General features: G+C 54.4%; 18 protein-coding genes and 1 pseudogene. 11 read left to right on the forward strand and 8 right to left on the reverse strand.

Going from position 1 to position 20,935, the window contains the following annotated elements:
- Positions 1–41: 41 nt before the first annotated feature.
- The 9 genes from JCM12308_RS12895 (at position 42) to JCM12308_RS12935 (ending at position 8,394) form a co-directional block, all read left to right on the forward strand.
- Complete coding sequence (locus JCM12308_RS12895) at positions 42–485, forward strand: MarR family winged helix-turn-helix transcriptional regulator (protein WP_054783996.1); 444 nt, start codon at positions 42–44, stop codon at positions 483–485.
- Positions 486–536: 51 nt separating this feature from the next.
- Positions 537–1,007: a DUF3592 domain-containing protein gene (locus tag JCM12308_RS12900; RefSeq protein WP_208609154.1), complete on the forward strand. Its 471-nt coding sequence runs from the start codon at positions 537–539 to the stop codon at positions 1,005–1,007.
- A gap of 221 nt (positions 1,008–1,228) precedes the next feature.
- Complete coding sequence (locus JCM12308_RS12905) at positions 1,229–1,867, forward strand: VOC family protein (RefSeq protein WP_054783998.1); 639 nt, start codon at positions 1,229–1,231, stop codon at positions 1,865–1,867.
- A 363-nt stretch (positions 1,868–2,230) separates the two neighbouring features.
- A complete protein-coding gene (locus JCM12308_RS12910) occupies positions 2,231–3,679 on the forward strand; it encodes an NCS1 family transporter (RefSeq protein WP_208978536.1) in 1,449 nt (482 codons plus the stop codon).
- Positions 3,680–3,845: 166 nt separating this feature from the next.
- Positions 3,846–4,376, forward strand: a complete 531-nt coding sequence (locus JCM12308_RS12915; protein ID WP_054783999.1) for a GNAT family N-acetyltransferase — start codon at positions 3,846–3,848, stop codon at positions 4,374–4,376.
- A 104-nt stretch (positions 4,377–4,480) separates the two neighbouring features.
- Positions 4,481–4,996, forward strand: a complete 516-nt coding sequence (locus tag JCM12308_RS12920; protein ID WP_054784000.1) for a YgjV family protein — start codon at positions 4,481–4,483, stop codon at positions 4,994–4,996.
- Positions 4,997–5,060: 64 nt separating this feature from the next.
- The gene (locus tag JCM12308_RS12925) at positions 5,061–6,248 is read left to right on the forward strand and encodes a type III polyketide synthase (protein ID WP_054784001.1); all 1,188 of its coding nucleotides are present in this window, start codon (positions 5,061–5,063) and stop codon (positions 6,246–6,248) included.
- Positions 6,241–6,762 (forward strand): isoprenylcysteine carboxyl methyltransferase family protein, encoded by a 522-nt coding sequence (locus JCM12308_RS12930; protein WP_054784002.1) that lies wholly within the window; start codon positions 6,241–6,243, stop codon positions 6,760–6,762. The genes JCM12308_RS12925 and JCM12308_RS12930 overlap by 8 nt, the downstream gene beginning before the upstream one ends.
- 114 nt (positions 6,763–6,876) lie before the next feature.
- Entirely contained in the window at positions 6,877–8,394 is a 1,518-nt protein-coding gene (locus tag JCM12308_RS12935) for an aldehyde dehydrogenase (NADP(+)) (RefSeq protein WP_054784003.1), read from the forward strand.
- A gap of 192 nt (positions 8,395–8,586) precedes the next feature.
- On the opposite strand, the pseudogene JCM12308_RS12940 reads toward JCM12308_RS12935, so the two are convergent.
- The 8 genes and pseudogenes from JCM12308_RS12940 to JCM12308_RS12970 all read right to left on the reverse strand — a co-directional run bounded on the left by JCM12308_RS12940 (position 8,587) and on the right by JCM12308_RS12970 (position 16,752).
- Positions 8,587–9,689 (reverse strand): annotated as a pseudogene (locus tag JCM12308_RS12940) (ABC transporter ATP-binding protein).
- An 11-nt stretch (positions 9,690–9,700) separates the two neighbouring features.
- The gene (locus JCM12308_RS12945; protein ID WP_054784004.1) at positions 9,701–10,570 is read right to left on the reverse strand and encodes an endonuclease/exonuclease/phosphatase family protein; all 870 of its coding nucleotides are present in this window, start codon (positions 10,568–10,570) and stop codon (positions 9,701–9,703) included.
- A 30-nt stretch (positions 10,571–10,600) separates the two neighbouring features.
- Positions 10,601–11,590, reverse strand: coding sequence for a LacI family DNA-binding transcriptional regulator (locus tag JCM12308_RS12950; protein ID WP_208978537.1), 990 nt, complete (start codon positions 11,588–11,590; stop codon positions 10,601–10,603).
- An 11-nt stretch (positions 11,591–11,601) separates the two neighbouring features.
- Positions 11,602–13,137: a beta-galactosidase trimerization domain-containing protein gene (locus JCM12308_RS12955; protein ID WP_244271894.1), complete on the reverse strand. Its 1,536-nt coding sequence runs from the start codon at positions 13,135–13,137 to the stop codon at positions 11,602–11,604.
- Positions 13,134–13,697, reverse strand: a complete 564-nt coding sequence (locus tag JCM12308_RS31560; protein WP_244271895.1) for an alpha-amylase family protein — start codon at positions 13,695–13,697, stop codon at positions 13,134–13,136. The genes JCM12308_RS12955 and JCM12308_RS31560 overlap by 4 nt, the downstream gene beginning before the upstream one ends.
- 3 nt (positions 13,698–13,700) lie before the next feature.
- Positions 13,701–14,522: a carbohydrate ABC transporter permease gene (locus JCM12308_RS12960; protein WP_008551094.1), complete on the reverse strand. Its 822-nt coding sequence runs from the start codon at positions 14,520–14,522 to the stop codon at positions 13,701–13,703.
- Entirely contained in the window at positions 14,519–15,472 is a 954-nt protein-coding gene (locus tag JCM12308_RS12965) for a carbohydrate ABC transporter permease (protein WP_054784005.1), read from the reverse strand. The genes JCM12308_RS12960 and JCM12308_RS12965 overlap by 4 nt, the downstream gene beginning before the upstream one ends.
- Positions 15,469–16,752 (reverse strand): ABC transporter substrate-binding protein, encoded by a 1,284-nt coding sequence (locus JCM12308_RS12970; protein ID WP_208978538.1) that lies wholly within the window; start codon positions 16,750–16,752, stop codon positions 15,469–15,471. The genes JCM12308_RS12965 and JCM12308_RS12970 overlap by 4 nt, the downstream gene beginning before the upstream one ends.
- A gap of 926 nt (positions 16,753–17,678) precedes the next feature.
- On the opposite strand from JCM12308_RS12970, the gene hmgA reads away from it, so the two are divergent.
- Positions 17,679–19,043: a homogentisate 1,2-dioxygenase gene (gene hmgA / locus JCM12308_RS12975; protein ID WP_054784006.1), complete on the forward strand. Its 1,365-nt coding sequence runs from the start codon at positions 17,679–17,681 to the stop codon at positions 19,041–19,043.
- Between the two features lie 113 nt (positions 19,044–19,156).
- Positions 19,157–20,683, forward strand: coding sequence for a Fic family protein (locus JCM12308_RS12980; RefSeq protein WP_054784007.1), 1,527 nt, complete (start codon positions 19,157–19,159; stop codon positions 20,681–20,683).
- Positions 20,684–20,935 lie beyond the last annotated feature (252 nt).

Genomic DNA, 20,935 nt, shown 5'->3' on the forward strand with positions numbered 1-20,935 from the left:
CCTGCTAAAACGCCACCTGCAGACGTGAGGAAGCGAGCAAAATGAACGACTTACCAGCCAGCATGCTTGTGCTTTTCCAGTTTCAGGAAATTCTGGGCCGCATTCACAAATCCTACTCTGAGTATGCTGATAAGCTCACCCCCACAGAAACCAATATGCTGCTGCACTTGGGCACGCCCGTGCGCATGGGAAAGCTGGCAGACCTGCTGTTCTGCCTGCCCTCCAACGTGACTGTACTGGTCGATAAGTTCGAAAAACTCGGGCTTTTGCAACGCCAACGCTCGGAAGAAGACCGCCGCGCCATCGAGGTCGCTCTGACAGACAAAGGCCAGGAGCTGCGCACCCAAACAATCGCGCACATCTCAAAAGTCATCGAAGAGCAATCCGGTCTTGATCAGGGAGACTTCGAGAAGATTCTGGAGGTCCTGAAGCAAAAGTCAATTATTGCCGGATCCTGTGGGGCTTGCCCATCAGTTGAGGGTTAAGAGTTAGCCTGCTGTCTTGGCAGCAAACACTTTTCAACCTAACCTATGCATATGACTGAGTATTTTGAACTACTTGCCGCAGGCGACCGTGATACGATTTTACTGACAGCCGCCGGATACTTCGCACTGATGGGCGTGTACTCGTTGATATACATGTACCGGATAAGCAAATGGCCAAGTGTCATCGGTAAATTGCATGAAGAATCGGTCCATGGCTGGGGTGGTGGTTCAGATGATGGAACCAACTACAGAGCGAAGGTGCTTTACAGCTACTCTGTTGATGGTGTGCCCTATGAAAGCGACAGGATTAACGTCTGGCACGTCCAAGTATCCTACAATCTGCGGGCACTGTTGAAATGGCAGCTCCGCTACATAGATCACCACGACAACTCAGAGGTAACAGTATTCTACCACCCCGGTAAGCCGCAAAAGGCTTACCTGGTTGCTCCTGGCTGGAAGCAAATGGCACTGGTATTCATCCTGAGTTTTGGTAGTGCAGCGCTTATCCTTTCGGCGTTATAGAGCATCTGCCAGTTTGTCTCTTTTCCAGCTTAGACCTCTCAAGTCCAACACCGCCAGAACCTCTAAACATATGCATCTACCGCTAGCACTGGACACCTCCGCCAAGGTGTTCCAAACCGTTACGCGTTCTTAAGCCACACATCCCCCGTGGCGATTGCACCCTGTTCGTGGGGTGCACCCATAATCCTCAGTCCTGCCGTAACTTTTCAGAGCCTCACAGCATGTTAAAATTTGACCATATCACGGTGATTGCGCCGACCTTAAGGGATGGCGTAGAGCACGTTGAAGACTGCCTTGGTCTTCAGGTTCCTTTTGGCGTTTGTCATGATTACATGGGAACACATAATCATCGCCTCCAGCTCGGTGGAACGCTCTATCTTGAAGTGGTTGCACTTGATCCAACCAGCACCGCTCCCAACCGCGCACGATGGTTTGGTCTGGATGAACAGAAGACGATAAAAGCCGAGTGGGATGCTGGACGCCGTTTAAGAGGCTGGGTTGCTGGCGTGGAATCCATCGATCCAGTCCTCACCAAACACCCTAACATTTTTGGAGAGCATGTTCCTCTGCCTCAGGGCGATCCTGAGTTTGCCTTTTCAATTGCTAAGGATGGAAGCCTGCCGCTGGAGGGTGCAGCGCCTTCGTTGATTGACCGTTATGGCGTGCCTGAAAACCCTTCAGACATTCCGGATCTGGGTGCACGGCTTGAGACGTTTACTCTGGAGCATCCTGAACCTGAAACCATAAGAGCGTTCTATCGCGACCTCGCGATTAACTTTCCAATCGAAGTTATTTATGGCCCTAAAATCAAATACACAGCCAAGATCCGCACACCTAAAGGGTTGAGGGAGTTAACGTGAGCAGAACTCCCTCTGCTACCTTCAAGAATTACCCCAGAAAATACTTTTACCAACTGATCAAAAAACTTGGTTTTGAAGTTTTCTTCGCCCTTGATAAATATTTTCACTCTAATACTTTTGCGAAAATCTAGTAAAATTTGCTCTGACCTACTTGCGCAATACATATTTTCAGGTTAGTTAGCCGACTTTAGCAGAACAATCTCATCAGGCTGTATTCAGCCTCACAGTGCATGTAGTGCAACTACCGGCAAACGGTAATGTCATCACTACTTCTTGCTGTGGGCGCTGTTTTTGCACGCGCATACTTGCGCCCTGCTAAGATTTACTGTCTCAGAAAATTAGATATACATCAGGATCTAGAACATGGCGCAAACCCAAGTTATGGATGAGACTTCGCGCGGCCAATCCCGCCTCATGGAGCCAGCCATCCTTCCCGTCTGGCTTAATCAACGTGCCATCTCCAATCGCGGTTACATTGGACTTTGGATCTCGATGGCGGTGATCATTGCAACCTTCCAGCTGGGTGCTGGCGGTGTGGCGGGTCTCCCTCTTCCAATCGTTATTGCAACAATCTTTTTCGCCAACCTTCTGCTTGGCATCGTCATGGCGATGACAGCAGACATCGGCACCGAGCACGGCATTTCCTTCGCCGTTTACCTGCGCGCGCCGTTTGGCACTGTGGGCACACACATTCCATCCATCACCCGCGGCATTGTGGCAGCCATCTGGTTCGGCATTCAGACCTACCTTGGCGCACTGGCGCTGAACGGCATCTTCTCCTACCTCACCGGTTTCGATAACTGGGTGATCTGGTACATCGGCTTTGCTGTGCTGCAGGTGATCAACACCGCCATGGGCATCCGCGCCGTGGAGCGTCTTGCGAAAATCGCAGCTCCGGCAATCATGGCCATCTCTGTGTGGATGTACTTCACCCTTGATGGTCTGGCCACAGCAAGCGGAAAAGACATCTGGTCCTTTGCAGGCGACGCAGAAATCTCCATCGTGGCTTTGTTTGTTGCCAACATGGCCTTCTGGTCTTCTCTGGCGGTCGACATTCCAAACATCACCCGCTTCCTGAAAGTAGAAGCTGGCACCAAGAGCTTCTTCAAGCGCAATAAGAACGTGTTTCTGGCACAGTTCATCGCCCTGCCAGTGGTGCAGAGCTGGATCGCGCTGATTGGTGCTGTCTCCTTCATCGCGGCAGGTGACTGGAACCCGATCACTGTTATTCAGGGTCAGGGCACAGGCATCACATTGGTGGTTCTGCTGGTCATGGTCGTGCTGGCACAGTGGTCCACCAACACCAGTGCAAACCTGATCCCGGCCGCGCTGACCTTCGTGAACGCAGGCGCTCCATGGATCACCTACGCCATGGGTCTGGTTCTGGCAGCAATCGTCGGCACACTGGCAATGCCGTGGCTGATCCTTGACCACCTCTTCACATATCTCGGCCTTTACGGCGCCATGCTCGCCTCTCTGGGTGGCATCATGATCTGCGATTACTTCGTGATCCGCAAACGCCGCCTGAATGTGCCAGAGCTTTATGAGGAAGAAGGCCAGTTCAAATACATCGCAGGCTGCAACCCGGCTGGCCTGATTGCCTGGGCCGTGGGTGGTGCACTGGCGATCTACGCCATCGACCTTTCCTACTTCGTTGGCTTCTTCACCGCCTTTGCTCTCTACTGGGTGCTGATGAAGCATGGATCTTGCCGAAGTTCAAACAGGATGAGCTGGTGCACACAGATGATGAGAAGTATCTGGCAACCAGCATCAACCGCAACTGGGTATATCTGGACGGTCAGGGCATGGTGAAAATGGATTGCTCCAGCATTCCGGCCCACGCGCTTTCCCGCGAAGACCTCTAGGCTTTTTCTGAGACTGACATCGAAAGCCCCTTGCGCCCGCCGGCGTGAGGGGTTTTCTCTTTGCACGGATATGCTGTAGGCTGCACCTGTCTTTTTTAATCAGTGCCTGTTTTATGAATACACCCAGCGACCTTGCCTTGCCGCCCCTCACTCTTCACGAAATCTGCGAGGAGGATGCTCTTGATGTTCTGGAGTTTGAGAGCAGCAACAGCACTTTCTTTGAAAAATGGGTACCAGCCCGCGGGCCAGAGCATTTTGAGGAAGAGTCTCTGAAGCAGGTCATTCGTGATCTGATGGCTGATCCAGATCGGTTTTATCTGATGCGTTCTGAGGCGGGTGAACTGGTGGGTCGCATCAACCTGCGCAAGCTGGGTTCCGAGCCTTTGGACACGGCAGAACTGGGCTACCGCGTGGGTGAAAAACACCTTGGCAAAGGCTACGCCAAAGCCGCGGTTGTTGCCGTTGCGGATCTGGTGCGGGCGCAAGGGGATTTGACGGAGCTGGAAGCCTTTGCGGCAGACAACAATCCGGCCTCCTCCAACGTGCTGCGGGCCTGTGGTTTCCGTTGGGATAAAGACGGCACCAAGACCGTCCACCTGAACGGCAACCCGTTGACATTGCATCGCTTTACTCTGACGCTCTGAGCCACAACTTATCCAGCGCGTAGTATCTCTGACCCGCGCTATTACAGACGATCTGCCGGTCTTTCACGCCTACACTCCTCTTCCAATAAGAAAGAAAATGGAAGATGGATCCACTCGTCATACAGGGCTTTGGGCTGGCGGCCTATGCCGTCAACATGGTTGGTTTTTCCACCAAGCGTGATCAGCTGTTTCGCGGCCTGCTTTTTGTCAGCTGCTCCCTGTTCTGCATCCATTATGTGCTCATGGGCGCGTATGTGGCAGGCGCAAACCTTGGCATCAATGGTGTACGGTCCTTCGTTTCCCTGCGCTTTAAAGGCTACACATGGTTTGGCATCTTTGCTGTCATCCAAACCATCATGAGTGTGATGGTGTATGAAGGCCTCATTGATCTACTGCCATGGACAGCCTCTCTCATGAGCGGCTTCGCGCTCTTCTGCCTCAGCGGAATCCAGATGCGCATCGCCATGTTCTCCTGTGCCCTTACATGGATGGTCAACGCCCTCATCGTGGGATCCTGGGGTGGGTCGCTCAACGACATCACCAATGCCACGCTGCTGGCAATCACCATCTACCGTATGAAATCCGCAACTGAACGGGAGGCCGGGCAAGCCGCACTCTGACAATCCGTAGCACTCAATCTCACCCCACCAAAACAACCCCAAAAAACGCCGGATTTTCAGCAGTTTGGTCAAGGCCTATAAAGTTGATGATGCATGTTCTGGCAAGAAAGAAAGCAGGGTTGGAGAGCCGATGCCCGTTTACCTGACCGGCCTTGCGACAGCGGTGCCGCCCTATGAATTACCCCAGACTCTGGTGCTGGACTACGCCCGGCGGATTCTTGGGCCAAAGTTTGCGCAGTTCGAGCGCATGGCTGGCACGTTTCTGACCGCCGGCGTCAAAACCCGTTACTCCTTTGCGCCACTGGAATGGTTTCTGGAACCTCAGGACTGGAAGACCAGAAACGAAACCTATGTGCGCGGCACAACGGAGCTGTTCATCACCGCCGCCCGCAAAGCGCTGCTTAAAGCGGGGTTGCGCGCGGATGAGATTGATACGGTCGTCACCGTCTCTTCCACCGGAATCGCAACACCAACGCTGGAAGCGCAGGCCTGGAAGCAAATGGGCTTCCGGCAGGATATTATGCGCGTGCCGGTGTTCGGGCTGGGGTGTGCTGGAGGTGTTTCCGGCCTTTCCATCGCGCAACAGCTGGCGCAGGCGAAACCGGGCAGCAACGTGCTCATGGTTGCGCTGGAAGGCTGCACGCTCTCCTTCCGCAGTGACCGGCTCACCAAGGCCGATATCATCGCCACCGTGCTGTTTGGTGATGGCGCCGCTGCCGCCTGCCTTTCCACCAGCAAGCCGGAAGGATCTAAACCAGTGTTTCAGCTGGGGGCAGGTCATCAGGAGATGTGGTCGGATACGCTCAACATCATGGGCTGGAACGTGGAAGAACATGGCCTTGGCGTGGTGTTCGACCGCTCTATCCCCGATTTCGCCACTGAGCACTTCCGCGATGTAACAGAGCGCAGTCTCAGTGCCCTTTCCATGGAAAGGACTGGCGTTGACCGCTTCGTCTGTCATCCGGGCGGCGCGAAGGTGGTGCAGGCGCTGGAAGGCGCGTTGGATCTGCCCACCGGCGTTCTGGATGTGGAGCGCGAGATTCTGCAGGAGTTCGGCAACATGTCCGCTCCAACTGTGCTGTTTGTTCTTGAACGAGTACTGGAGCGCACTGCACAGGGCAGCATGGTTATGTGCGCCCTTGGCCCCGGTTTCACAGCTTCCTTCCAACCGGTCAGTGTCGTTCCCTCAGGGGCTGGCGGGCACCGGGACACAACTGACTTTTCAAAACCAGAGGGGGTGATCAATGCCTGATGCTTCCTTAGCTGCCCTGCTGTTTTTGGGTTTCATCATCCTCCAGCGTCTGTCCGAGCTGGTCATCGCCCGCAGCAACACCAAGCGCTTGCTGGAGGAAGGGGCTTATGAAGTCGGCGCCTCTCACTATCCGCTGATTGTCAGCGTGCATGTGGCGTGGATCATCGCGCTTGTTGTGTTGGGCTACGACAAACCGGTCTCCATTCCGTGGCTGATGGTGTTCGCCGTCTTGCAGGTGTTCCGCCTCTGGATTCTGCTCAGCATGGGCCGTCGCTGGACCACACGCATTATTGTGGCGAAAACGCCGCTGGTGACCAAGGGACCGTTTGCGTTTGTGCGTCATCCCAATTACTTGCTGGTGGCACTGGAGATCTTCACCGCGCCCATGGTGCTCGGCCTGTTCCCGATTGCCTTTCTATTCTCCGGCTTTAACGGTGCCATCCTTGCCCTGCGAATTCGCGTGAAGATGAGGCCCTTACGGATCTGCGGTAGAAAAGACCTTTGCACAATATGAAGTTATCGGCTTGAACCTGATAGAAGATAGTGATATATCACTGTCAAGATTCAGCTGTGGGCTGCACATCAGCGCCGCAGCGCCTGCCAGATAACTTCATGTGCCGAGGAAACGATGCTAACAGGTTGCCATCTCATCGCCGGAGAATGGGTCGATAACGCCCAGAAATTCGAGTCATCCCCGTTCTCGGGCTCTGCCCAAAGCTATGCCTGCGGCACCACCGAACTGGTTGACCGCGCCGTCAAGGCTGCCGAAGACGCCTTCATGACCTTCGGCTGGACCACCCGCGCAGAGCGCGCCAAGTTCCTGCGCGCTGTGGCAGACGAGATCGACGCGCGCGGCGCAGAAATCACCGAAGTGGGCTGCGCGGAAACTGGCCTGCCGGAAATGCGCCTCAACGGTGAGCGTGGCCGCACCGTTGGCCAGCTGCGTCTGTTCGCAGACCATATTGAAAAAGGCGAGTATCTGGATATCACCCACGATGAAGCCATGCCGGATCGTGCACCTCTGCCGCGTCCTGATCTGCGCCTCAGCCAGCGTCCGGTTGGTCCTGTGGCTGTATTCGGCGCCTCCAACTTCCCGCTGGCGTTCTCCACCGCAGGCGGCGACACCGCCTCTGCGCTGGCGGCAGGCTGTCCGGTGGTTGTGAAGGGCCATGAGGCTCATCCGGGCACGGCGGAGATCGTGGCACAAGCCATTGACGCAGCGATCAAATCCTGCAGCATGCATCCCGGTGTGTTCTCACTGGTGCAAGGCGGCAGCCGTGAAGTTGGCACCGCCCTTGTGCAGCACCCGCTGATCAAAGCCGTTGGCTTTACGGGTTCTCTGGCCGGTGGCCGCGCGCTGTTTGATCTGTGCGCCTCTCGCCCTGAGCCGATCCCGTTCTTCGGTGAGTTGGGCTCCGTCAATCCAAACTTCATCTTCCCGAATGCCCTTGCCAACCGTGGTGATGCCATTGCGGCTGGCTGGGCTGGTTCCCTGTGCATGGGCGCAGGCCAGTTCTGCACCAATCCGGGCGTGGTTCTGCTGGTGGAAGGCGCTGAGGCAGATGCCTTCATCACTAAGGCTCAAGAAGCTCTGGGCGCTACTGGTGAACAGCCAATGCTGACCGACGGCATCGCAGCGGCCTACCGCTCCGGCGCTGAAAAGATTGCTGGCGAAGCCGGTGTTGAGGAGCTGGTGGGCACAGCCTGCGCAACCCGTGGTGCCAAGCCGTATATGTTCGTGACGGATGCTGAAAACTGGCTCGGCAACAAAGACCTGCAGGAAGAAGTGTTCGGCCCGCTCGGCATTGTCGTCAAGCTGAAGAACATCGAGCAGATGCAGGATGTGGCGCGCACCATTGAAGGCCAGCTGACCTGCACCATCCACATTGATGCTGCAGACCACGCAGAAGCCCGCAAGCTGATGCCATTGCTGGAACGCAAAGCAGGCCGCATGCTGGCAAATGGCTTCCCGACTGGCGTGGAAGTGTGTGATGCGATGGTTCACGGTGGTCCTTACCCGGCCTCCACCAACTTCGGCGCAACCTCTGTCGGCACCATGGCGATCCGCCGCTTCCTGCGTCCGGTTTGCTATCAGGATATGCCGCTGGAGCTGGTTCCGGGTTTTGAAATGGAAGAAATGGCGTAGGCCGGCCTCCCTATAGGCTAAAGCAGCGCGTCCTCCTGAAAACCAGAGCCGCTTTTCGGGAAGGCGCGACAACGGCAAAAGCCCTGAGCATCAGCTCAGGGCTTTTCTTTGTTTACGTCAATCCAGCAGTTCAAGCTGCGGCCTTGCCAAAAAGTGGTAACAGGCTTTCGGCAAGGTTCGCCCCAAAAGAACTTAAGCTGCCAGATTGCGCAGGGTCTCTCCATCAAACACATGGCATTTATCAAGGGCCATGTTGAAGCTCAGCGTTTCCCCAGCATGCACTGTGCGCGGATTATACATGATGGACTGAACCGGAGAGCCTGCCAGTTCCGTAAACAAAGTTGCCTCTGAGCCCAGGTCTTCAGAGAGCAATACAGGCAGTTGCAATTGCGCGATTTCACCGGCTGTCGGCAGGGCATTGCCTTCTGGCGAAATGTCTTCTGGCCGCACGCCCAGCTTCACCGCTTTGCCTGCTTCCAGTGTGTTACGCAGCCGGACCGGCGCACTCAGCTCACTGCCGTCACCCAGTTTCAGCACCGGGTCACCATTGCTGCTGGCCACATGGGCATCAATCAAGTTCATGGGCGGAGACCCGATGAAGGTTGCCACGAACGTGTTGTTCGGCTTTTCAAACACTTCACGCGGGCTGCTACCTGCTCAATGATGCCGTCCCGCATGATCACGATCCGGTCGGCCAGTGTCATGGCCTCCACCTGATCGTGGGTCACGTAGATGATGGTGTTGCCCACGCGTTGGTGCAGCTTTTTGATTTCGATACGCATCTGGGTGCGCAGCTTGGCGTCCAGATTGGAGAGCGGTTCGTCAAACAGGTACACATCTGGATGGCGCACGATGGCACGGCCCATGGCAACACGCTGGCGCTGGCCACCGGAAAGCTGGCCCGGCTTGCGCTTCAGGTAGGGCTCCAACCCCAGAATAGCTGCCGCATCTGCCACACGCTTTTCAATCTCAGACTGGGAAACACCAGCGATCTTCAGCGAGAAGCCAAGGTTTTTGGCAACCGTCATATGCGGGTAGAGCGCATAATCCTGAAACACCATGGAGATGTTGCGCTGGCGTGGTGGCATGTCGTTGACCACCCTGTCCCCGATGAACAACTCGCCGCCCGAAATCGTTTCAAGGCCAGCAATCATACGCAGTGTGGTGGATTTTCCGCAGCCAGATGGGCCAACGAAAACAACAAACTCCTTGTCTTTGATCTCCAGATCAATGCCATGAATGACCTTGGTTGGACCATAGGATTTTTCGAGATTTTTCAGAGTAACTTGTGCCATGCTTTCCCCCCTCAGGCATCCTTCAGTTCCAGCCAGACCGGCAAATGGTCAGAGCCTTTCGCGTCTTCATCCACCCACATGCCTGCAATGCGGTGGCGCAAAGAGGCGCCCACAAACACATGGTCAATGCGGCGGGTGTCAAAATGCGCGGTCTTGCCACTCATCTCCTCATTGCCCAGCCACACCCACGGGTCGACAAAGCCATCCAGCGTCTGCACGCGGCCACCTTCTTCTGATGGCGGGCCGGTGAACACCTCATAGACCGGCGTGCCCGGACCGTTGTTCATGTCGCCCAGCAAAATGCAGTCGGTTGGCATGGTTGGCTGCGGTTCGTCGTTGAGCCAGTGGGCATCGATGCCCGGACCACCACACCATGCACCACCCTCAGACGGAGCTGTTTTGATGCGATCCCTCACAAACTGCGCCTGTACCAGCGCAAAGTCTGGCGACCAGTAAAACAGGTGGGTGTTGTAGACCCGCAGCGGGCCTCCCGGCGCATCGATGACAGCTTCCAGAAGAGCCGCTTGAATGGCGTGACGGGTGATGGAGCCCATCTTAGGCAAAGGATAAGTGCGGGTGGAAATGATCGGGTATTTGGAAAGGATCATTTCCCCGTGCTGACGGCGGCGGTTGACCAGCTTGCCGTTTTCATCGTGAAACGAGGCGTCCATATCAAGACCCGGGCCATAGACCCAGCGATATCCGCCCAGCAAATCGGCCAGTTCCGCGGCCTGATCCACATTGCCGTTTCGTTTCCAGAAGCGGTCAACTTCCTGCAGGCCGATGATGTCGGCCCCTTCAAGTTCTCCTGCAATTCTCTCCAGATCGACTTTACCGTCGATGCCGGTTCCGTATTGAATGTTGTAGCTAACTATCTTCATGGGTTTTTCCGGAGGCTTTCCGAGCAACTCCTAAGGAGCCGCGCAGCTTGAGCGCGCAATTGACGCGAATATTGCGAGGTGGTCAGGCGCCGTTCCATCCAGCCGGCTCAGCACGATCTCCGTCAGATGACGGGCAATCTGCTCAATGGGCTGTTCAATGGCGGTGATGCCCGGCGGGATCAGTCGGAACATATCCGGGTCATCAAAGGTGACAAGATCAATGTCTTTGCCCACCTGTTTGCCGTTGCTGGACAAACAGTCCAGACCACCAATGGTCATCAGGTAATTGGAGAAGAACACAGCACTTGGCGGATTTTCCATGCCAAGGAACCTGTCCATGGCGGTGTATCCATCCAGCTGGCCCCAATTGCCAACGTAAACCAACTCCTCATCAACACTCAGGCCTGCTTGCTCATGGGCTTTTTTGTAGCCCTGCAACCGGTTTTGCCCTGTGCTTCCATTCAGGTCCCCCGTCACCACGCCAATGCGGGTGTGGCCAAAGTCGATCATGCGGCTCACTGCATCTTGCGCAGCAGCCTCATCGTTGACCAGCACCTTATCCGTTTCCACGCCCGGTACATCATTGTTGAAGATGATGACCGGTTGCTCCCCGGTCAGCAGCTCCTGCACCTTCTCCGTCACTTCATGTGTGCCGGACAAGATGATGGCATCGATGCGCCGCGAGGAGGCTGATTCCAGCGCCTCGTTGATGGCATCCGCTTCATCGGAATGGTGAAAGGTTACAATGGAATACCCACGGGCACGCAAAGACCGCACCAGTTGGGTCAAAATCCCCGAGTTGAACTCGTCAAACTTGGGAACCAGATACCCGACTGTGTTCGTGCGCTCTGTTTTCATGGCGCGGGCAAGCGTATTGGCCCGGTATCCCAGATCGGCAATCGCTTGTTCGATCCGGGTCCGATTGTCCTTCCTGATGCGTTGATCATTCAGATAGCGTGAAACGGTGCCAACGGCGACGCCTGCGGTATCTGCTACATCGAGGATGGTTGGTTTCTTCACTGCACTGCCCTTTATTCCGCAGCCACAGCGTTATCTGCCTGTGAGATAACGGCGGCCCCATGGATATGAAGGCTAGGAAAGACGATGTGCAGCTTTTTGTCGAGGCTGTCATACTGCCATGGCAGTGTTTTACCCGAATAAGCGCAGGTCACGTCCGCTGGCTCTTCGTCCATCCGCACCCAGGCTTTGGCTTCTTTCAGCTCCGGTGCATCCTCAATGATCTCAACCGCACGGGTCTGACCATCATTGTACGGCACACCGCTGCCGCGCAGCTGGGTTGGTGCGTAAAGCACGTGCAGCACCTGCCGTTGCTCGTCAGCCTGCTTCATCAAGGACATGCGGGTCGCCGATGGCAGCTCGGTGCCGATCAGCTGGCTTGGCATCAGGCGGTTGATGAGACCGCGCACCAGATACTTGTAAAGCGTCTGGCCCGTTGTGCCGTAAAGGCGGAACAACGGATAAGCCACATACGCCACACTGCCCTTTTGCAGGATTGCCGGACCAAGCGGCGCTGCATCCGGGTCTTCCGGCGTGTGAAGATGCGAGCAGAACTTGTCCCATGTGCGGTTGAAATAGGATGGACGGACGTCAGCCAGCACATCACCATCTGTTGCGCGCAGAGATGCCCCCTTCTCGTACATAACAACAGAAGCATCGACCAGATCATCGTCCAGCTTTCCCCGACAGGACAGATAGCTCGGGTCGTACTCCATTGGTGTGTCAGACAGTTCTGCTCCGATGTCGAGGAGGTATCGCTTGCCCTCAACATCAAGGCCGGACTCGCCAGTGGCCAGAATGGCGCCGCCCGCGTCCGTAAACGCTTTCAGGCGAACCGCAAGGTCGTCATTCAGGCGAATGCTGTCCGGCAAAATAATCAGCTTGTAGTCATCAAAGCTGCTGGACGAAGAGATGAGATCAAACGGGATCTGCATTTCCAGCAGCATGCGGGCAGACGCAGAGTCGCTCGGCTCGCTGCGGTGGCCCAGATGGCTGCCAAGCTGGGAGACCTGCGCCTCAACAGAAAGGATTGCCACTTCCCGCTGGTAGGTCGCGTTGCTCGCATATGGCTCCAGCGCTTTGACGCGGGAATAAGCCGGGCGGATCAGGTTGTAGGTCGCAAAGTCCATATGCCCGTTCGGGTGCAGCTGATCGCCGATGGAACAGCGCGCACCCAGAGACACCATCAGGCAGCACTCATAGGTTAGCGCGTCAGCCCGCTTGAAGCCGCCAAACTCACCCCAGTGCGTATGGAAGCGTCCCGTCATACCAAGGTACGGCAGGTTCAATGTATCCGCGTACCGTGCTGAGACGGGAAAATGGTCATAGCCCCAGCCACCCGTCGGCAGGCTCTCCAGCTCCAGATGACCGTAATATTGGTAGCGCTCATCCTGACCTTTGTAGATGTGGCCAGAGTTGAAGAAAATTCGCGTATCCGGGAACTCTCCGTTGACCGCTTGCGAAAACCTTTCAAAAAAACGCAAAAGAACGCGTTTATCGTGACTCTTGCGATCATCCGCGCTCAGCGGGTCCAAACCCTCTGATTTCATTGAGGAAAGGCAGGCGTTACAGGTGCATTCCCACGAGGCAAGGATGTCCATGAACAGCGCTGGCGGATTATAACGCGCGCAAACTTCCTTCGCGATGTCGATCTGCCGCTGGATCGCGCTTCATGGTTCAGACAGATGGTGTGCCATGTGGGAGTAAGCTGGTTCATGGCGGAGGGTTCGGTGCCCGGATAGTTGGCCGCCGTGTTCTGCGCCTGCATCACACGCCACTCCGGATGCTCGCGGGCCGTCAGCTCATCCCATTGAACTGTCAGGTAAATTGGGGTCGCAATGTCGGCAGCATGACAGGCCTTGATCATGTCTCCCAACAGGTCTGCATTCTGCAGTTCCGGGTGTGGCTTGCCCACGTTGGTGGGGTAATAACTCCAGCCGTGATGGCAGCGGGCGAACAGGGTGACAGAGTCCACCTCGCCATGCTTCAGCGTTTCAACAAACTGCGTCGGATCAAACTTGGACCCGATCCCTCCAATATGTTCAGAGGTATGAAAATCCAGATGAATCTGGCGGTATCGGAAGTCTTTTACTTCTTTTTTCTGGCACATGATTTAGCCCTTGGAGCCGCTGTTATTTTTGCCGTCAGCGGAGAAATACTTCTGGAAGAACAAGAAGATAATGAGTGGTAAGATGGAGGTGATGATTGTCGCAACCGCGCGCTGATCCCAGTTGGGTTCATAGGTTCCGGAGATCGTGGAGAGCATCACCGGCAGCGTCGCATTTTCCCGCAGGAACAACATCGGCAGCAGAAGCGAGTTCCACGTCCACATAAACTGCAGAATGCCAACCGCCGCCATCGCCGTTAACGTGTTTGGTAGCACGATAAAAAAGTAGGTCCGTAAATGCCCACACCCGTCCACCTGCGCCGCATCAATCAGCGAGCGCGGGAAGTTGGAAAGGAAGTTTTTGACCAACAGAACCGACCAGGCGAAGGACAGACCCACGAACGGAATGACCACGGACCAGTAGGTGTCGATCAGCCCCATCTCGCGCCACAGCTTGAAGAGGGGAATGATAACCACCTGATTTGGAACAACAAATGCGTTCACAAGGATCAGCAGTAAGATCCGGCGGAACGGGAACTTGAGATAGTGGAACGCATAGGCCGCTGCTGGTGCGAACAGAACCGGCAGGATGGTCGCGAAGCTGGCCACGGCCAGAGAGTTCAAAAACGCACGGCCAATCGGGTAGTTGACCCAGACCTCACGCCAGGCTTCCAGCGTGAACGTGAAAGGCTCAATCGTCCACCAGCCATTGACAATCTCGCCTTCCGGACGGATCGACATGGCGATGATACCCACCAGCGGCACAATCCAGATAACTGCAACAGACCCCAGTACAAAAACAGGCCATTTTGGAGTTTGGTTGATCATTTGCTCTCCGATGCCTTGTCCAGAATGAGTGGGATGGAACAGACTATAACCGCGAGCAGAAGCACCACCGTACTTGCAGCACCATAGCCCTGCTTGAAGTAGACAACAGACTCCTGGTACATGAAGTAACCAACTGTTTCTGTTGAACGAATTGGCCCACCAGCTGTCAGGATGTGGATCATGTCAAACGCTTTGAGGCTGTTCAGCAGGTTGATGAAGATCGCAATGCGCACACCGGGAAGGCTGAGAGGCGCCATGATGTAGCGCAGGATCTGAAAGTGGGTTGCCCCATCCATATGCGCCGCTTCAATCTGGCTTTTCGGGATCGCCTGAATAGCCGCATAGCAGGTGAGCAGAGGCAGACCAGCCTGTGTCCAGACATAGGCCGCAACGACACCCCAGATCGCGGTGGACGGCTCGCCCAGCCATGGAGACGCCCAGCCTTCCAGCCCAACGATGCGCAGCACGCCGTTGAGAAGACCAAAATCCGGCTGCAAAATGCCCAGCCACATCAAGCCACTAGCGGTTTCAGAGATGCCATAGGCTGCAAAGATGGCCACGCGGAACGGTGCGGTCTGCTTGGGAGCCAGACCGGAAATCAGCGCAACACTCCAGCCGATAAAGACGGAAATACCGGTACAAGCCAGTGTCCAGGTCAGCGTGACACGCAGCGCATTCCAGAAATTCGCGTCATTGAACAGCTTGATATAGTTAGAGAAACCTGCAGGTTTCGGTTGGCTCAATCCGGTCCAGTCAAGAAAACTCACACGGATCGTCTCAAAGAGCGGATACAGCACACCAATGCTGAAGAAGATCAGTGTTGGCGCCAGCAGTGCAAATGCAATCCAGTCGGCGCGGCGCAGGTTACCTCCGAAGAGCCGGGTGGCGAGGCCCGCAAAAGGCCCCGCCTGGGTCTGGGAGGTTAAGATAGACCCATGTTGTACACTCATTGATAAAGCTCACTCGCTTTAGCTTCGAGCGCTGCAGTGACAGCATCAATGTTCGCATCGCTTGGGTCGCGAAGGAATTTCTGCAAGCCAACGCGGAACTCACCGCTCAACTCAGCTGGCAGAAGATCATCAAGAACAAAGAAAACGTCTACGAGCGGCAAAATCTGAGCGTATTTACGCACGATTGGATCGTAGGACGAGGGATCCACGTGCGCGCTCGGTGTTGCAAGGTTCTGCTCTGCAATGATTGCAGCGCCTTCCTTGCTCAGAACGAAATCAATAAACAGTTCTGCACCTTCCGGGTTCTTCGCTTGCTTCATCACAAGGAAGTTCTTTCCGTCAACACTCATCGCGTTGCCGTATTCCGGCTTGATCACCGGGAACTGCATGAAGGAGTAGTCTTTCACCGGAGTCAGTGAGTACTCATTCTTGGCACGCTGGTTTGCCCAGGAACCAATCAGCATGAAGCCGGCCTTCTTGTTCTTCAGCACGGCATCAGCAGCATCTGTCCAGTGAGAGCTGAGCATCGCACCCGGCTCTGCGCAGCAGTCCGCTTCCAGCATGTCACGCAGATTGCGGAAGGTTTCCTTCACACGGTCATCCGTCCACGCCACTTTGTGCTCAGAAAGTTCCTTTGCAAAGGCTGGACCAGCAGTGCGCAGCAGTGCGTTTTCAAACCATTCTGTCTGCGCCCAGCTCCGTGCACCGATGGAAACAGGCAGCATGCCGATTTCTTTCAAGGCACTGAAAGAGCTCAGGAAGTCCTTCCACTGGGTTGGCTCCCCCGCGATACCGGCTTTGGCCAGTGTATCCGGACGATACCAAACACCGGAACGGTTGCCCGCGATGAAGTATGCCCCATAGGTTTTGCCATGATAGGTTGCCAGATTGCGCCAGCTGTCGTTTAGCGCAGATGACCAGCCATACTGCTCCCATGCAGCGTCAATCGGACGGATCAGATCAGCATCCACCAGCTCTTTCTCAAAGGACGGCCAGGTGTTGAGCAGGAGATCAAACTGTTCGCCAGAAAGCATTGCAGAACGAATGCCGGAGCGCGGGTCATCCCCACCCGCTGCTGGATTGATGTCCTTGATCTCATAGTCTGGATATTTAGCGGTGAAACCCTCTTCCAGTGCGATGATCAGATCACGTTCTGAGCCACCCAGCCAGTTGAAGATTACCAGCTCTTTGTCAGCTGCAAATGCGGTCCCCCCGCAAATGTCATAGCGGCAATTGCGAGCGCAGATGCCGAATTCAATATTTTCATAACAAGCTCCCAAATATGAAACGTTATCAACTTAGATAGATTTTCGGAGCGCTGTCTAGAAAAATTTACGTATTTTTGATGAGTGAATGCTACTTGCTACGTCGAATTAGCACAAATCTGCGGCTTTTCTCAGGAGAGTTCAATTGAAATTTCTCATGTATAAATATTTGAGAAATACGATTCTGAGAACTAGTTTGAGAGAATCTGGCTTCAAGGCAGCTCTAAACCGCATCAGATTACAAGCTTAATTGGAAAGGTTTCAAGTTGCTCATCAACAAGGATGCGCGCTTGAGAGACGAACACTCTAAAGCATGACGCAATTAGCTACCATCCCCGACGAAGAGTAGTGAAACTGCACTAAGATTTAGAAGAGTTAGCGCTCTTAAAGGAGCGTAGCGGATGCAAGGTCCGCTTTCAGGATGACAACCACGAAAACAAGCCCCCACTCGCCTTCGCTTTTACGCGCCCAACTCAACCTGAAAACGGACCTAAACGGAGAAATCCCCCATCATCCAGGACAACTGAGAAGCCCTGACCTCCAAAAAATGAACAAATGACTTGCGAGATGATCCATTCACCCACCAGCCCAAAATGGAAGGCGCGCCTCCATGTAGCAGCGGCGAAATTCACTCTCTCACTTGCTCTTTCAGACAAGCTGCTCAGTTGCTGGCTATCACCCTACTGTTATTGAAGAATTAGCCAATCCACGGATCATGGGTGCCGCAGTTTGAAGGGTCAGGATTGTTGGCAGGTAATTCAGTAAAGGCTCATGGCCCCGACATTTTCTTCCCATAGTTTTCGGGAGATGGATTACCTCCACCAGATCGCGTTGATTGCGTGCATCTGGTTCTGTGCTCAGATGCCTTTGCTCGTTCAAGCCTGAGGATTGAACCACCCTCTCTACCCGACCCTAAATCGCTGGCGATGCCCGGAGTGACCATGGAAAAACCAACTGATCAAAACCCAGAGAGCACCCATGACAGCCGCTATGGAACCACACCGGGATACATGGCCGGGTTTGGCAATGATTTTGAGAGCGAGGCCCTAAAGGGGGCCTTGCCACAAGGACGGAACTCACCGCAACGAGTTGAATACGGCCTGTATGCCGAACAGCTCTCCGGCTCCCCTTTCACCGCACCCCACAGGACACTGGAACGCTCCTGGCTCTATCGCATCAGGCCCTCCGTTAAACACTTAGGCCGCCTGCAGAAAATCGCACATCCCTACTGGAAAACCGCCCCCAACAAGATCCCGGATGTCGTGTCTCTTGGTCAGTATCGCTGGGACCCCGTCCCCTTTCCTGAAGGCCAAAAGCTCACGTTCATCGATGGCATCCGCACCATGACCACAGCCGGAGACGTCGGCATACAGATGGGCATGGCAGCACATGTGTATCTGGCCAACGCGGATATGAAGGATGAATACTTTTATAATGCCGATGCAGAGTTGCTGGTGGTGCCCCAGATCGGTCGCCTGAAGATCGCAACCGAGTTCGGCCTGATTGATCTGGAACCGCTAGAAATCTGCATTTTGCCGCGCGGTATGGCGTTTAAAGTCAGCCTGCCAGACGGCAAGGCCAGAGGCTTCATCTGTGAGAATTACGGCGCCAAGTTTACGTTGCCTAACCGCGGTCCCATCGGCGCCAACTGCCTTGCAAATCCAAGGGATTTCAAAACGCCAGTAGCGCAGTTTGAAGACATCGAACGCCCATGTCATGTGACGGTCAAATGGTGCGGAGAATTTCACCGAACAACCATCGACCACTCACCGCTGGACGTTGTGGCATGGCACGGCAACTACGCCCCTTTTAAATATGACTTGCGCCACTTCTCACCTGTGGGAGCAATCAGCTTCGACCACCCAGACCCTTCAATCTTCACTGTGCTTACAGCCCCAACCTCAGAGGAAGGCACGGCCAATATCGACTTTGTGATCTTTCCGCCCCGCTGGCTACCGCAGGAAGATACCTTCCGGCCACCTTGGTACCATAAGAACATCATGTCTGAACTGATGGGCAATATTTATGGGCAGTATGATGCCAAACCACACGGTTTCGTTCCCGGTGGCATCAGTCTGCACAACTGCATGTTGCCCCATGGCCCGGATCAGGAAGCTTTTGAAAAAGCCTCTCACAGCAACTGGGATCCGGTGAAGTTGAAAGACACCATGAGCTTCATGTTCGAGACCCGCTTTCCGCAGCAATTGACTGAGTTTGCTGGAAAAGAAGCTCCTCTACAGGATGATTATGTGGATTGCTGGTCTGGCCTGGAGCGCAAGTTTGATGGCACTCCCGGCTTAAAATAACGCTTTTTCACAGGAGCTGACTGTTATTCGGAGTTTACTCTGAAAAATGACAGGTATTCACATAAGTCTCCCTCTGCGCTATCTTTCGTAACAGTTTTTCATGGGAGCAGTGCATGAGTAAGCCTTTTTCACAGGCCGTAACAGTTTTTCACGAAAGCTGGCTCCCCGTACCTGCAACCCCAGCAGGCTACTCAGCGCTAATTGATGCGTATGACTTAAGAGTACCACTTCCGCACAAACTAAGTGCCATCGGAGATCGACACAAGATCATCGATCAAGACGGCTGGCGCATTTTCACACCTCGCCACGCCCCGGAAGCCACACTGCTGGGCCACCTCACCTTTGCATTGAAAAACGAAGGACTGGATCTGGCACTGCTCAAGCGCTTGTTCCTTGCCTGCGGTCCGGAACCCATTGAAGAACTGGTAAGATCCCGCCCGACGGGCCGCTATACACGGCGCATCTGGTTTCTCTATGAATGGTTGCTTGGCGAGCAACTAGACCTGCCCGATGTTGAGACAGGTACCTATGTGGATGCACTGGATACAGACAAGCAATTCGGTGGCAGCTCTGTCTCCTCACCCCGTCATCGCGTGCGCAACAACCTGCCCGGAACACCTCTGTTCTGCCCTCTCATCTTCCGCAATAAGGATCTGGAGGCCTTTCAGCAGGCCAAACTACAAGAAAAAGCAATGGATGCAGCTGCATCCGTTCCCAAAGATCTGCTCGCTCGCACTGCAGCCTTTTTGTTGCTGAAAGACAGTAAGTCCAGCTTCGCCATTGAGGGAGAACGCCCGGCACATGACCGTATTCAACGCTGGGGCCGCGCCATCGCAGAGGCTGGCAAAACACCGCTGAGCATCGACGAGTTCCTTCGCCTCCAACGCATCGTGATTGGTGACGACCGCTTCGTTCATCTGGGTCTGCGTGAAGAAGGCGGCTTCGTCGGCATGCATGACCGCGAAACCCGTATGCCCGTGCCAGATCATATCAGCGCTAAGCCGGAAGACCTGCGAAGTCTGATGAAAGGCATGATCGACTTTGCACATGACCACGCCAAACATCTGGACCCTGTTCTGGCAGCAGCTGTTCTCGCCTTCGGCTTTGTTTACGTGCATCCATTTGAAGACGGTAACGGAAGGCTGCACCGCTACCTGATCCACCACGCACTGGCACAGCGCGGCTTCAACCCACCCGGTGTGGTGTTTCCGGTCTCCGCAGTGATTCTGGAACGAATCGATACTTACAGACAAGTGCTGGAAGATTACTCAGCTCGCCTCCTCGGCAAGATTGACTGGCAACCCACATCCCACGGCAACCTCACCGTGACCAACGAAACAGCAGACTTTTACCGATTCTTTGACGCCACCGCTCATGCAGAGTTCCTCTACGCCTGTGTAAAACGTACGGTTGAACACGATTTACCCGAGGAAGCCCGCTTCTTACAAAACCACGACCGATTCCAACGCGAGCTCTCCCAACTCATCGACATGCCCGCCCGCCTGTCCGACTTACTCTTCCGATTCCTGAATCAAAATAACGGAAAACTCTCCCACCGCGCGAGATCAAAAGAATTCGAGGCGCTGACCGAAGAAGAAACAAAGCGTATTGAAGAGATTTATGAGCGGTGCTTTGAGTAGAAACGTTTACTTAAGATAATCATACTCGCAACACACAATCATAAAAATAAAAATTAATTTAAATAATACAACAGAACACAATATACACTTAAAACAAACCAACAACGCACCATAAAATAAATTAAAATTAATAAACCAATATTTTACAAAACTAAACCATCAAAAAAGCTAACTCCAAGATTTCAAAATTTTCATCATAATTAGAATTATAACTAAAATCATCAATCTAAAATCTCTGCCATTACATTAGAT

The organism is Pseudovibrio denitrificans JCM 12308, from assembly GCF_001310815.1.
Taxonomy (GTDB): domain Bacteria; phylum Pseudomonadota; class Alphaproteobacteria; order Rhizobiales; family Stappiaceae; genus Pseudovibrio; species Pseudovibrio denitrificans.

Coding starts and splice junctions, on each gene's coding strand:
- JCM12308_RS12915 (WP_054783999.1), top strand. CDS start 3,846: ATGAATACACCCAGCGACCTTGCCTTGCCGCCCCTCACTCTTCACGAA.
- JCM12308_RS31560 (WP_244271895.1), bottom strand. CDS start 13,697: ATGTGCCAGAAAAAAGAAGTAAAAGACTTCCGATACCGCCAGATTCAT.
- JCM12308_RS12960 (WP_008551094.1), bottom strand. CDS start 14,522: ATGATCAACCAAACTCCAAAATGGCCTGTTTTTGTACTGGGGTCTGTT.
- hmgA (WP_054784006.1), top strand. CDS start 17,679: ATGGAAAAACCAACTGATCAAAACCCAGAGAGCACCCATGACAGCCGC.
- JCM12308_RS12935 (WP_054784003.1), top strand. CDS start 6,877: ATGCTAACAGGTTGCCATCTCATCGCCGGAGAATGGGTCGATAACGCC.
- JCM12308_RS12945 (WP_054784004.1), bottom strand. CDS start 10,570: ATGAAGATAGTTAGCTACAACATTCAATACGGAACCGGCATCGACGGT.
- JCM12308_RS12965 (WP_054784005.1), bottom strand. CDS start 15,472: ATGAGTGTACAACATGGGTCTATCTTAACCTCCCAGACCCAGGCGGGG.
- JCM12308_RS12980 (WP_054784007.1), top strand. CDS start 19,157: ATGAGTAAGCCTTTTTCACAGGCCGTAACAGTTTTTCACGAAAGCTGG.
- JCM12308_RS12895 (WP_054783996.1), top strand. CDS start 42: ATGAACGACTTACCAGCCAGCATGCTTGTGCTTTTCCAGTTTCAGGAA.
- JCM12308_RS12910 (WP_208978536.1), top strand. CDS start 2,231: ATGGCGCAAACCCAAGTTATGGATGAGACTTCGCGCGGCCAATCCCGC.
- JCM12308_RS12900 (WP_208609154.1), top strand. CDS start 537: ATGACTGAGTATTTTGAACTACTTGCCGCAGGCGACCGTGATACGATT.
- JCM12308_RS12905 (WP_054783998.1), top strand. CDS start 1,229: ATGTTAAAATTTGACCATATCACGGTGATTGCGCCGACCTTAAGGGAT.
- JCM12308_RS12930 (WP_054784002.1), top strand. CDS start 6,241: ATGCCTGATGCTTCCTTAGCTGCCCTGCTGTTTTTGGGTTTCATCATC.
- JCM12308_RS12920 (WP_054784000.1), top strand. CDS start 4,481: ATGGATCCACTCGTCATACAGGGCTTTGGGCTGGCGGCCTATGCCGTC.
- JCM12308_RS12955 (WP_244271894.1), bottom strand. CDS start 13,137: ATGAAATCAGAGGGTTTGGACCCGCTGAGCGCGGATGATCGCAAGAGT.